The organism is Plantactinospora sp. KBS50, from assembly GCF_002285795.1.
In the GTDB taxonomy this organism is placed as follows: Bacteria; Actinomycetota; Actinomycetes; order Mycobacteriales; family Micromonosporaceae; genus KBS50.
On the sequence record NZ_CP022961.1, the window covers coordinates 47,686 to 60,162 of the forward strand.

A 12,477-nucleotide genomic window follows, 5' to 3' on the forward strand; every position below is an offset into this window, starting at 1 on the left:
GGCCGTCACGGCCGGGCGGCGGCGGTGGAGTCCCGGTGACGCCGGAAAGCCGCCGTTCCCGGACGTCCTGGTCGGGACGTCCGGGAACGGCGGCGAAGGAGGGTGGCCGGTGGTCGGGGGGAGCTAGCAGCCGATCCGGCTGCTGCCGAGGGCGACGTCGTCGAACCAGAGGGTGTCCGCGCCGTTGCCGTAGCTCTCCCAACCCAGGCGCAGATCGGTGAGCTGGGGCTGCCAGGTGCGGTTGTACCACTGGCCGTCGATGTCGTGCGTGGGCACGCCGTCGGCGGTCAGCCCGGTGATGGCGGTGCCGTCGAGCCAGGTACGCAGTTGGCCGGCCGAGCCGTCGACCATGAACTCCACGCAGGACCACCGCTCGGTGGGCAGCGGCACGCTCAGCGCCACCCCGGCCGGGCTCTGCTCGGGCAGGGTCGCGTCATCGGAGGCGCGGTTCCACTGCATCGCGCCGTTCTGACCACCCATCCGCAGGTCCTTGTTGCCGTCCGCCGCGTCGGCCATGGCCAGCATGGTGGTGTGTTCGTTCGGCAGCGCGGTGGTGTGGCGTACCCAGAACCGGCCGTACCGGACGCTGCCCACGCCGCTGAGGTCGCGGCTGGACCGCACGAAGACGTGGTTGCAGTAGCCGGCGGCGCCGGTCACCTTTATCGACCGGCTGCCGCTGTGTGCCGTGCTGGTGTCCACCGTGGCGGTGCCGGAACCCGAGCAGTCCTGGCTGACCACGCTCCAGTCGCCGGACGGCGTCGGGCCGGCCTGGTTCTCGAACCCGTCGCAGAGGACCGCACCCGCGCAACCCGCGGGTGGCGCGGTCGTCGGCGGCGCGGTGGTCGGCGGTGCGGTGGTCGGGGGCGCCGTCGTGGGCGGTGCGGTGGTCGGCGGTGCGGTCGTGGGCGGTGCCGTGGTCGGCACCGACGTGGTCGGCCCGCCGGTCGGGGTCGGTGCGGCGCCGTTGCACGGTACGCCGTTCAGCGTGAAGCCGGTCGGCGCCCCGGCACCGGCACCCATGGTGCCCTGCACACCGAACTCGGTCGATCCGCCGGCCGGGATGCCGCCGTTCCAGGCCGCGTTGCTGGCGGTCACCACCGCGCCGGACTGGCTGACCGTGGCGTTCCAGCCGTTCGTGACGTGCTCGTCACCGGCGTACGTCCAGGTCACCGTCCAGGCGGAGACGGCGGTGTCGCCCGGGGAAACCGTGACGTTGGCGGTGAACCCGCCCGTCCACTGGTTCGGCACGTAGCCGATCTGGCAGCCCTGTGCCGCCGCGGCGGGCCCGCCGAGCAGCGCGGTTCCGGTGACCGTGACCGCGGCGGCAAGTGCGGCGACCACCGCCACGGTCGGGGCGGGTCGGGCGTGGAGTCTCGTCATGAAGGGTCCTTCACCATCGAGCGGGGCGGGGCACCGGCACGGCGGACCGTGGCGGATGCCCTGGGAGGAAACGGTCGGTGCGTACGACCGAGGAGCCCGGCTCGGGTGGACCTGTCAGCCGCCGGCGGCCCGGATAAACCGGACCCTGGCGACGCCCGCCTCAATCTATTGACATCTTACGATTTAATCAAGCGATCGACGCCCCGGCGGATCAGCGTGCTCGGCGGAAGCCGTACGTCTCGGCCGTGCGGGCGAAGCCGAGCGACTCGTACAGTCGCCGCGCCGGCACGTTCCCGGCGTCGTGGTTCACGCTCACCGTCCGCATGCCGGCCGAGCGCATCCGGTGCATCGCCTCCAGCAGCACCGCTCGGGCCAGGCCGCGGCGCTGGAAGTCCCGGGCCGTACCCACCGGCTCGAAGTGCCCGGACCGGTTCCGCGGATCCAGCCAGTAGACCGCGTACGCGGCGATCCGGCCGTCCGGCGCCTCCGCCACGATCTCCCGGTCCGGTGTGTACCCGGGCCGGCTCATCACCGCCGAGCGGTACCGATCCCCGGTCCAGTCCTCGGTGAACGAGGTGTTGCGGGCCTCGGCGAGCCGGTCGGCGTCGGCCAGCCGGGCCGGGCGCAGCCGGAAGCCGGCCGGCGGCGAGGGCTCCGCGGGCGGGGTGGCCAGCCCGCGTTCCCGCACGTGGTCCCAGGTCCGGAACCGGGTGAACCGCTGCTCGCCGAGCAGCCGGGCGCGGACGGTGTCGCAGTCCCAGACGTCGGTGAGCACGTACCGGCCGCTGGCCCGCTCGGCCGTGACGGTGGCGGCGGTGGCCAGCATCGACCGCTCGCCGTCCGTGCCGCGCAGCGCCGGCGCGGCCAGTACGTCGAACGCCACCCCGAAGCGCAGGCAGACGGCCACCCCGACGATCTCCCCGGCGTCCTCCCAGAGCCGGACGAGTTCCCCGACCGGCCGGCGACCGCGCAGATTCTCGTAGATCCGGTGGGGCAACTCGCCGACGTGGTCGTACCCGCACCGGCCGGCGGTGGCGATCCAGCTCGCGACCGCGTCCTGGAGCCGGGGCAGGTCCGTGTCCGCGTACGGCCGGAGGGTCAGCTCGTCGGGAGGCACGGCCCGCACGCTACCGACCGGGACCGCACCGCCTCAATGAGCTTCCACCGACGGACGCCGGTCAATATCCGGCGCCGCCCACCCTCCGATGGGGAGCCACCGTCAGTCGGCGGGGTCGAGCCGCAGGTAGCGGTCCCGGGTGAAGATCTGCCAGAAGGCACTGCCGAACCCACCGTTCGGCCCGAGCCGCAGCCGGACCTCGCCGCCGGCGCCGACCTCGAACTCCAGTTCCGGGCTGCCGGTCCAGCCGATTTTCGCCCTGGCCCGGTGCCGCCCGGGCGTGACGACGAGCCGCAGTTCCCGCCCGGGCGCCAGCTCGCCCCGCTCCGTGCCGTCGACCAGCAGGCGGCACGCGGGCAACCGGTCGCGCCAGGTGGCGGGTGACCGGTGGACGACCAGGGTGGCGGCGACCGTCATGCCAAAAATGATCGCCCGGCCGCCGGTCGGCCGCAATTCGGGAGCACGGCCGCTCAGCGGTCCACGACCACGACCTCGGTGCCCGGGATCAGCTCGGCGAGCAACTGCCGCTGGCCGCTGCGGGTCAGCCGGATGCAGCCGTCGCTCACGTCCCTGCCCAGGGCCGCGTCGGTGTACCAGGTGTGGATGCCCGTGTGCGCGCCGCGCAGGCTGGTCGGCACGCTGCCCGGGTCGTCCGGCACGGCACCGAGCGCGAAGACGTCGGTGTCCGCGTACACCTTTCCGGCCAACCGGGACCGGCCCAGGATGAAGGTGCGGCCGAGCGGGGTGGGGGTGGTGGCCTGGCCGAGCGTCACCGGCCAGGACCGGACCTGCGCGTCGTCCCGGTACCAGATCAGCCGGTGCGACCGTCGTTGCACGACGATCAGGTCACGCAGCGCCACGGTCTCCCAGCCACCCGGCGGCACCCAGGCGATCGTCCGGTTCACCGAGGGCAGCAGCACGGCCGCCCAGCCGGCGCGGGTTTGCACGATGGGCACGGTGAGCGGCACCCCGGAGAGGGTGGGCGCCAGGAACGCCCGCGGCCGGCCGCCCGGTGCGTCGTACGCGGCGACCCGGGTGCTCGGGTGCAGCCCCGTGCCCAGCCGGGTCGTGGAGTGCGGGTCGGGGTCGGCCGGGAAGCCCCCGGGCGCCGGGCCGTAGTCGACGACCGGCAGCCAGTCCGGCGCCGGCGCCGCCTCGATCGACTCCTGTGCCGCGGTGGTGGGCGCCGCCGGCGTGCCGCCGGTTGGCGGGGTCGCCCAGCGTGCCGGATCGTTCCGCGGACCGGCAAGCGTCACCGCGGCGAGCCCACCGAGCAGGGCCACCAGGATGACGGCCACGACGGGCAGCCACCACCAGCGCCGCCGGGGGGCGGGCGAGGCCGGACCGGGGGCTACGACAGCCACCCCCCGACTCTACGGCGCCGGCCGGCCACCGCCACGACGCCGGGCGGGGGCGGCGCCAGGACCCGGGCGGCGTCGTGGCCGGCGCGCCGCCCGGCGGCGCTGACATTTGTCATGGTCGCGACGGGTGAATGTCACGGACGGATCGTGATCCCCGGCCCCGGGAAGCCGGGCCGCTCCGCACGACAGTGATGGCATGACAACCACGACCCAGCTTCCGCCGGCCGCCGACGCGGCCGGTCCGGCCGGTCCGGCCGACGCGCCGGTACCGGCCATCGTCCTCGACGGACTCACCAAGACGTTCGGTCCGGTCCGCGCCGTGGACGGGCTCAGCCTGCGGATCCAGCCGGGCGAGGTGGTGGCGTTCCTGGGTCCCAACGGCGCCGGCAAGACCACCACCATCGACATGCTGCTCGGGCTGGCCCGCCCGACCAGCGGCACCGTCAGCGTGTACGGCCAGCGGCCCACCGACGCGGTCGCGCACGGCCGGGTGGCCGCCGTCATGCAGAGCGGCGGGCTGCTCAAGGACCTCACGGTGGCCGAGACCGTGAAGATGACCGCCGGGCTGTTCGGGTACGCCCGGCCGGTGGCCGAGGTGCTGGAGCGGGCCGGGATCACCGAGATCGCGAACCGCCGGGTGGACAGGTGCTCGGGCGGCCAGCAGCAGCGGCTGCGGTTCGCCATGGCGCTGCTGCCCGATCCGGACCTGATGGTGCTGGACGAGCCGACCACCGGGATGGACGTCGAGGGGCGGCGGGACTTCTGGTCCTCGATCCGGCACGACGCGCAGGGCGGCCGGACCATCCTGTTCGCCACGCACTACCTGGAGGAGGCGGACCAGTACGCGGACCGGATCGTGCTGATCAGCCGCGGCCGGATCGTCGCCGACGGCACCACCGCCCAGGTGAAGGCGCTGGCCGCCGGGCGGGTCATCCGGGCCACCCTGCCCGGCGCCGACCAGGTGCGGCTCGCGGCCCTGCCCGGGGTGGACTCCGTCGAGGTACGCGGGGACACCGTGCTGCTGTCCACCGGCGACTCCGACGCGGTGGCGCGGCACCTGCTCACCGCCACCGAGGCGCGGGACCTGGAGATCACCGCGCACAACCTGGAGGACGCGTTCATCGCCCTCACCACCGAGCAGGCCGAGACCGAGACGGGGAGCGCCCGATGACCACCGCCACCACCGCCAGTTCCACTCCCGGCCGGCTCGACGCGCGGGAGCGCCGGCTTCCCCCGCTCGGCGGGTTCAGCCTCGGCCTGCTGGTCCTGGAGGTCCGCCGGGTGCTGCGCAACCGCCGTACGCTGATCTTCATCCTGGTCATGCCGGCGGTGTTCTTCCTGCTGTTCGGGCTGCCGCAGCGCGGGCAGACGCTCGACAACGGCCAGCCGATCACCGGCTACATCATGATCAGCCTGGCCGTGTACGGCGCGATGGTCGCCACCACCAGCGGCGGCGGCATGGTCGCCGTCGAACGGTCGCTGGGCTGGAGCCGGCAGCTCCGGCTCACCCCGCTGCGCCCCGGCGCGTACGTCGCCACCAAGGTCCTCACCGCGATGACCCTGGGTCTGCTCGCGGTGCTGGTGGAGTTCGCGGTCGGCGCCGCCGCCGGGGTCCGGCTCGACCCGCACGTGTGGCTGCTGTCCGGCCTCGCCGCCTGGCTCGGCTCCCTGGTCTTCGCCGCGTTCGGGCTGTTCATCGGGTACCTGGCCCCGGCCGAGAACGTCATGCAGTTCCTCGGGCCGATCCTGGCCATCCTGGCCATGTTCGGCGGGCTGTTCGTGCCGATCGAGGTGCTTCCGCACGTTCTCCAGCAGATCGCCAAGTTCACCCCGGTGTACGGCGTGGGTGCCATCGCGCGCAGCCCGCTGACCGGTGACGGGTTCACCGCCGCGGCGGTGGCCAACGTGATCGGCTGGACCGCGGTGTTCGGGTTCGGCGCGGCCCGGCTGTTCCGCCGCGACACCACCCGGGTCTGACCCGGGCTACGGTGAGCACCGTGACGCAGCCCGCCAGCGCCCCGGCCGAACGGTACCGCCTGTTCGGCCGGGGCATGGCCTGGCTGATCGCCGCCGTCTGGCTGTTCTTCCTCTGGAACCCGGCCAACGACGCCTGGCACCAGCCGTCGGCGCCGACCCGGTACCTGTCGCTTGCCGCGCTCGTGGCCTTCGCCGTGCTGTACGTCTACTGCTTCAGCATGGCGCGGCGGCTGCGGCAGTTGGCCCGCAAGCCGTCGGCCCGGCGGACCTGGGTCCTGCTGGGCCTGATGATCGTCCTGGGTCTGCTGGTCGTGCCGGGCGCCGGGCCGTCCGCCATGTCCTGCGCCGTGTACGTCGCCGCCGCGGCGATCTTCCTGCTGCCGCTGCGCGCCGCGGTGGTGGTGGCCGGGGGCATGTTCGCGGTGTCGCTGGTGGTCCCGCTGACGGTCGCCGGCTGGGAGTCGCAGGAGACCGTCTCGTTCGCCGTGCTGATGGCCTCGTTCGCGATCTACGGCGTCAGCCGGATGGTGGACCGCAACAGCGAACTGCTCGCGGCGCACACCGAGATCCGCCGGCTTGCCGTCGCGCAGGAGCGTGCCCGGGCGGCCCGGGACCTGCACGACATCCTCGGCCACTCGCTCACCGTGATCACCGTGAAGGCCGAGTTGGCCGGCCGGCTGATCGAGATCGACCCGGCGCGCGCCGCCGGCGAGGTGGGCGACCTGGAACGGCTCGCCCGGGAGGCGCTGGCCGACGTGCGGCGCACGGTCGGGGCGTACCGGGGGGTGTCGCTGGCCGAGGAACTGGCCAGCGCCCGGTCGGCGCTGGCCGCCGCGGGGATCGCGGCCGAACTGCCCGGCACCGTGCCGGACCTGCCGCCGGAGCGGAACGAACTCTTCGGCTGGGCGGTCCGGGAGGGCGTCACGAACGTGGTGCGGCACAGCGGTGCGCGGCGGTGCGCGCTGCGGGTGACACCGGAGCTGGTCGAGGTACGCGACGACGGGCGCGGGCCGGTGGCCGCGGACGGGGTGGGCGGGGTGGGCGGGCACGGCCTGCGCGGGCTGCGGGAACGTGTCGACCAGTTCGGCGGTCAGCTCAGCGTCGGCCGGGCCGGGCCGCGGGGTGGGTTCGTGCTGCGGGTGAACGTGCCGGACGGCACGGACTCCGCCGGGCACCGCGAGGCCGACCGCCGTGAAGCCGGACCCCGCGAAGCCGGACCCCGTGAGGCCGACCGTCGCGAGCCGGCCGGCGGCGCCCGCGAGCCGGACGTGGCCGGCGGCGGCGCCCGCGAGCCGAGCGCGGCGGGCTCGTGACGACACCCATCCGGCTGCTCCTCGCCGACGACCAGGCGCTGGTCCGGGGCGCCCTGGCCGCGCTGCTGTCGCTGGAACCGGATCTCGACGTGGTGGCCGAGGTGGGCCGGGGCGACGAGGTACGCGAGGCCGCGCTGCGCACCCGGCCGGACGTCGCGCTGCTGGACGTGGAGATGCCGGGGATGGACGGCATCGCCGCCACCGCGGCGCTTCGGGCGGCCGTGCCGGGCTGCCGGGTGCTGGTGGTGACGACCTTCGGCCGGCCCGGCTACCTGCGCCGGGCCATGGAGGCGGGGGCGAGCGGGTTCGTGGTCAAGGACACCCCGGCCCGGCAACTCGCCGACGCGGTACGCCGGGTCCACGAGGGGCTCCGGGTGGTGGATCCCACCCTGGCGGCCGAGACGCTGGCCGCCGGCCGCAGCCCGCTCACCGAACGGGAGACCGACGTGCTGCGGGCGGCCCGGGACGGCGGCCCGGTGGCCGAGTTGGCGCGCAAGCTGCACCTGTCGGAGGGGACGGTGCGCAACCACCTGTCGGCGGCCATCGGCAAGACCGGCGCCCGCACCCGGGCAGCCGCCGTGCGGATCGCCGAGGAGAACGGCTGGCTGCTCGGCGACGGGGACTGACGCCGGGCGGGTCCGCTCACTCCGCCTTTCCCGGACCCGCCGAACGCCCGGCCGCCGTCCGCCCCGCCGCCGGTCGCCCGGCGCCGTCCGACTCTGCGTCCGCCGCCGGGTGCCGGGTTTCCGCCGGCCGTCCGGCCTCTTCCGGCTGCCCGTCCGCGGCCGGCTGCCCGGTCTCGGCCGACTCCCCGTCCGCGGCCGACTCCCCGTCCGCGGCCGACTCCCCGTCCGCGGCCGACTCCCCGTCCGCGGCCGGCTCGTCCGTCAGCACGCCGATCCGCCGGGCCAGCACCCCACCGGAGAACGTCGCCCCGGCGGCGCTGCCGGCGGCGATCGACCAGCCGACCGGCCCCAACGGGGTGCAGCCGAAGAACTGGCTCAGCCCGGGCGTCTGCACGATCAGCGCGAGGGTGGCGATCGAGGCGGCCGTGGCCAGCAGCACGGGCGGGCTGGCCCCGCCGGCCAGGACGGTCTGGCCGAGCTGGCTGCCCACCAGCGAGGCGAGCGCGACCGTGCTGGCCCGCTGCCGGGTGCCGGTGTAGCGGGCGACCGTCCAGCCGGTGGTGGCGCCCAGGGTGGTGGCGGCGGCGCGCAGGGCCAGCTCCCGGGTCAGGGTGCCACCGAGCGAGGTGTCCGGACCCTCGGCCAGCAGCTCGCCGTCCCCGCTGGGCGGCCGTATCGCGATCGCCAGCGCCGGCGCCAGGTCGGTGAGCAGGTTGACCAGCAGGAGCTGGCGGCCGTTCAGCGCCGACCGGCCGGTGGCCGCCGCGGAGAGCACGCTGAACGCGATCTCCCCGAGGTTTCCCCCGACCAGGATGCTCAGCGCGTGCCGGACCGACGACCACATGGCCCGCCCCTCGACCAGGGTGGCGATGATCGTCTCCAGCCGGTCGTCGGTGACCACCAGGTCGGCGGCGGCCCGGGCGGCCGGGGTGCCGCGCTGCCCCAGCGCGATCCCCACGTCCGCCAGCCGGATCGCCGGCGCGTCGTTGGCGCCGTCCCCGGTCATCGCGACCGTCCGTCCGCGGCCCTGCAACGCCTGGATGATCCGCACCTTGTGGGTGGGCGTGCACCGGGCCACCACGTCGATCTGCATGAGCTGCTCGGCGAACGCCTCGTCGTCCAGCGCGTCCAGGTCGGCGGCCGTACTGACCCGCTGTGCGCCGGAGTCCCCGCCGATGATCGCCGCGATCGCCTCGGCGGTGGCCGGGTGATCACCGGTGATCATGATGGTGTGCACGCCGGCCTCCCGGATCCGCCGTACCGCGGGAGCCGCACTGGCCCGGACGCCGTCGGAGATGGCCAGGAATCCCAGGAAGGTCAGCCCGTCGACCGCCGCGTCGTCGACGTCACCGCCGGGCAGCGGCCGTTCGGCCACCGCCAGCACCCGGTGCCCGCCGCCGGCGAGCCGGTCCAGGGCCCGTTCCAGGGCCGGCCGGTCGACGTCCACCAGCGCGCCGCCCGGCCCGCCGATCCGTCGCTGGCGGCAGCGCGGCAGGATGCGTTCCGGCGCGCCCTTGACGGTGAGCAGGAAACCGTCGGCGCAGCGTCCCGCCGTGGCGTGGTAGCCGCGGGACGGCTCGAACGGCAGCGACTCCGTCGGCGCCCAGCCGGGGCAGCAGCTCTGCGGATCCAGACCCGCCTCCCGGGCTCCGGACACCACCGCCCGGTCCGTCTGCTGCGGCAGATCCTCGATCGAGTCCGTCTGCGGGGTCGCCCGCAACGCCGTCGCCAGCACGGCGCGCAGGCCGCCGTCGAGTTCGCCGACGGCGGCGTACCGGTCGCCGTCACCGATCCCGGCGAGCCGCAACCGGCCCTCCGTGAGGGTGCCCGTCTTGTCGAAGCAGAGCACGTCGACCCGACCCAGCGCCTCGATCGTGCGGGGGTTGCGGACCAGCGCGCCGTGCTCGGCGAGCCGCCGGGCCGCGGCCAGTTGCGCCGCGCCGACCAGGAACGGCAGACCCTCCGGCACCGAGGCCACCGCCAGGTTCGCGGCGGTGGCGGCCGACTCCGCCAGCGGTACGCCGCGCAGCAGTCCCGCGCCGGCCACCGAGACCGCGGCCCCGGCCGCCAGCGGGATCGCGGTCTTGGTGATGCCGCCCAGCCGCTGCTCCACCCCGCTGCTCGGCGCCGCCTCCCGGGCCAGCGCCATGCCCCGGCCGACCTCGGTGTCCGCCCCGATGGCCACCACCACCGCCCGGCCCTGACCGGCGGCGATCGTGGTGCCCTCGTAGAGCATCGAGTGCCGGTCGGCGACGGTGGCCGCGACGGTCGGCCGTTCGGTCTTGGCAACCGGCAGCGACTCGCCGGTCAGCGACGACTCGTCCGCCTCCAGGCCGTCGGCCTCGATCACCCGGCAGTCGGCCGGCACCGCGTCGCCGGGCCGGACCAGCACCACGTCGCCGGGCACCAGCGCACCGGCCGGCAGCACCCGCTCGGCACCGTCCCGGCGTACCGCGGCGGTCACCGCGGACCGGGACAGCAGCTCGGCCAGCGACCGTTCGGTGCGGACCCGCTGGATCGCGCCGACCAGCGCGGACAGCCCGATCACGCCGCCGACCAGCCCCGCGTCGACCGGGGATCCGACCGCCGCCGACAGGGCGGCGCCGCCGGCCAGCACCGGGGTGAGCGGGTTGGCCAGTTCCTCCACGAAGGCGCGCCGCAGGCCCAGCGGGCCGGGCTGGTCGGCCGCCTCCGGGCGGGCGCGGCGGTCCGCCTCCGCGCTGCTCAGTCCGTCGGCGTCGGTGCCGAGCTGGGTGAACACGGTGCGGACCGGCATCAGATGCCAGGGCACCGTCGGCCCGATCCGCCGCACCGGGGGCTCCGGCAGCCGGCGGGCACGCCACATCCCGTTCGCCAGCGCCACCCCGGCGGCGATGTTGACGGCGTCCAGGGTGAGCGTGGGCAGCCGGCGTGGGCTGGCGGTGAGGGCGGCCAGCGCGCCCGCCCCGGTGCCCGCGCCGCTGAGCACGATGCTCTGCCGCGACACCTGCCGAGCCAGCCCGACCGCGTCCACCACCTGCGCGGCCATCCGCAGGTCGGCGCCCACCAGCAGGTGCGCCCCCAGGGCGGGTTCTCCGGCGCTCGCCACACCCCCAGGCCGCAGTCGGCCGCGCCCAGCGCCCGGCCGTTGCGGGACAGCAGCATCACCAACGCGCCGTCCGCCTGGAGCCGGCGGATCGACTCCAGTAACCGGTCGCCGCCCGGCACCCGCCCGTCCGCGCCGTCACCCTCGTCGGTCCCGGTGCCGTCCATGCCGGCGTACAGCACCCGCAGCCCGGCCCGGCGGGCCGCCAGCGGCAGCGCGTCGGCACCCGGCGCCGGTTCCGGATCGACCCGGACAACGGCGCTCAGCCGGTCCCGCTCGACCAGGCCGAGCACGGTCGCGCCGTCGGCGGCCAGCCGCTGTGCCTCGCGGGCACCGGTCCGGCCGCGCAGGGACAGCTCCGTCAGGGGGCCGAGCCGCCAGCCGTCGATGGCGCGTACCTGGTCGAAGGCGCCCGGGTCGAACAGCTCGAAGGTGCGGTCGGCGGCGTCGTCGGCATCCGTGCCGGCCAGCGGCACCAGATCGGTGAGCGTCCCGCGTGCGGACCGCAGCACCTCCTCGTCCAGCACCAGCGTGTCGATCCGGTCCAGCTCGCGCAGCACGCCGCGGTCCATCGCGATCACCCCGCGCTGGGCGAGCTTGCGGCCGAGACAGGCGGCGTAGCCCTCCCGCCCGGCCCGGCCCGCCTTGGGCATCGTCGACAGACCCAGCGCGGCCGCCCGCTTGACCCGAGCAGGGGCAGCGTTCCGAGGCCGGCGACCGCGCCGGCGCCGAGGATCCGGCTGGCGTACCGCTCGACCGGCCCGTCCGGTTGCCGGCGCGGGCGCTCGGCGGGGCAGGGTGGGGCCGCGGCGCGTTCCGGGGTACCGGCGAGGCTGGGCTCCGCGTGGTTCCAGGCGGCGAACTGGGCGCGCGCCTCGCGCCATTGCAGTGCTCGCTGCGCGCCGTCCAGGACGGTGCCCACCCAACCCCCGGCCAGACCCTGAACCAGCGCCTCCGCCAGCGGAAACGCCGAGTTCGCGCGGTCCACCCGCAGCCAGGTTCCGGTGATCTCCCGCAGCCGGGGATGCAGGTCGATCACGTTGACCAGGTTCGCCAGTTCCCCGGGCAGCGGGGTGAACGGCAGCACCCGGGTGGTCGCGGCCAGGCCGAGCCCGAGCGCGTCGGCCGCGATGGTGGACAGGGCGCGCTTGGTCCGGGGGCCCTCCTCCGGCGGATGCGGCGGGACACAGTCGGTCTCCGGGACCAGCCCGTCCCGGCGTTCCACCTGAGCGATCGTGGCGATCAGGTCGCGCAGCCGCGGTTCCGGCGGCCGCACCGCCACCACCACCCGGCCGGACGGTCCGTTCACCCGGGCCCAGGCCACCCCGGGCAGCGCCTCCAGGGCCGCCTCGACCTGCCGGGCGAGGCGAGTTCCACCCGGCAGGGAGACCCCGCGTACCTCGATGTGGTGGCGGCCCGGCCGGGACCAGACGCCGCGGCCGTTCAGCCCGACGACGTGTGCCAGCCGGGAGGCCACCGTGGCCAACCCCCGTGCCGTCATCGGTTCGCCATACCGCCTCCCGGGATCCGCCTAAGAGGCCGCGAGCCTTCCCGGAAGAGGGCCGGCCATTCCTGCCCGAGCGGCGCAAATTCCCGGCGCCGGCCGGGCATGGACCGG

Annotated in this window: 8 protein-coding genes and 1 pseudogene; 4 read left to right on the forward strand and 5 right to left on the reverse strand. The window is 75.5% G+C overall.

Annotation, left to right across the window (positions count from 1 at the left end; genetic code table 11):
- Window positions 1–123: 123 nt before the first annotated feature.
- The 4 genes from CIK06_RS00220 to CIK06_RS00235 form a co-directional block, all read right to left on the reverse strand.
- Window positions 124–1,380 carry a cellulose-binding domain-containing protein gene (locus CIK06_RS00220; RefSeq protein WP_095563105.1) on the reverse strand — a complete coding sequence of 419 codons (1,257 nt, stop codon included), beginning with the start codon at window positions 1,378–1,380 and terminating at the stop codon, window positions 124–126.
- Between the two features lie 211 nt (window positions 1,381–1,591).
- The gene (locus tag CIK06_RS00225) at window positions 1,592–2,497 is read right to left on the reverse strand and encodes a GNAT family N-acetyltransferase (protein WP_157756548.1); all 906 of its coding nucleotides are present in this window, start codon (window positions 2,495–2,497) and stop codon (window positions 1,592–1,594) included.
- Window positions 2,498–2,599: 102 nt separating this feature from the next.
- Window positions 2,600–2,914 (reverse strand): hypothetical protein, encoded by a 315-nt coding sequence (locus CIK06_RS00230; RefSeq protein WP_095563107.1) that lies wholly within the window; start codon window positions 2,912–2,914, stop codon window positions 2,600–2,602.
- A gap of 53 nt (window positions 2,915–2,967) precedes the next feature.
- On the reverse strand, window positions 2,968–3,861 hold the full coding sequence (locus CIK06_RS00235; RefSeq protein WP_232533927.1) for a L,D-transpeptidase: 894 nt from the start codon (window positions 3,859–3,861) through the stop codon (window positions 2,968–2,970).
- Between the two features lie 193 nt (window positions 3,862–4,054).
- Between CIK06_RS00235 and CIK06_RS00240 the strand changes: the two genes are divergently transcribed.
- The 4 genes from CIK06_RS00240 to CIK06_RS00255 are packed head-to-tail and all read left to right on the forward strand — an operon-like array spanning window position 4,055 to window position 7,774.
- Window positions 4,055–5,029, forward strand: a complete 975-nt coding sequence (locus CIK06_RS00240) for an ABC transporter ATP-binding protein (protein ID WP_095563108.1) — start codon at window positions 4,055–4,057, stop codon at window positions 5,027–5,029.
- On the forward strand, window positions 5,026–5,835 hold the full coding sequence (locus CIK06_RS00245) for an ABC transporter permease (RefSeq protein WP_095563109.1): 810 nt from the start codon (window positions 5,026–5,028) through the stop codon (window positions 5,833–5,835). Before CIK06_RS00240 ends, CIK06_RS00245 begins: the two co-directional genes overlap by 4 nt.
- Before the next feature lie 20 nt (window positions 5,836–5,855).
- Entirely contained in the window at window positions 5,856–7,148 is a 1,293-nt protein-coding gene (locus tag CIK06_RS00250) for a sensor histidine kinase (RefSeq protein WP_157756549.1), read from the forward strand.
- On the forward strand, window positions 7,145–7,774 hold the full coding sequence (locus tag CIK06_RS00255) for a response regulator transcription factor (RefSeq protein ID WP_095563111.1): 630 nt from the start codon (window positions 7,145–7,147) through the stop codon (window positions 7,772–7,774). Before CIK06_RS00250 ends, CIK06_RS00255 begins: the two co-directional genes overlap by 4 nt.
- A gap of 16 nt (window positions 7,775–7,790) precedes the next feature.
- Here CIK06_RS00255 and CIK06_RS00260 read toward each other — a convergent pair.
- Window positions 7,791–12,360: pseudogene (locus CIK06_RS00260) on the reverse strand (HAD-IC family P-type ATPase).
- Between the last annotated feature and the right edge of the window lie 117 nt (window positions 12,361–12,477).

Bases quoted from the DNA above. Each gene is read 5' to 3' on its own strand.
- CIK06_RS00220 (WP_095563105.1), bottom strand. From the start codon at position 1,380: ATGACGAGACTCCACGCCCGACCCGCCCCGACCGTGGCGGTGGTCGCC.
- CIK06_RS00230 (WP_095563107.1), bottom strand. From the start codon at position 2,914: ATGACGGTCGCCGCCACCCTGGTCGTCCACCGGTCACCCGCCACCTGG.
- CIK06_RS00240 (WP_095563108.1), top strand. From the start codon at position 4,055: ATGACAACCACGACCCAGCTTCCGCCGGCCGCCGACGCGGCCGGTCCG.
- CIK06_RS00245 (WP_095563109.1), top strand. From the start codon at position 5,026: ATGACCACCGCCACCACCGCCAGTTCCACTCCCGGCCGGCTCGACGCG.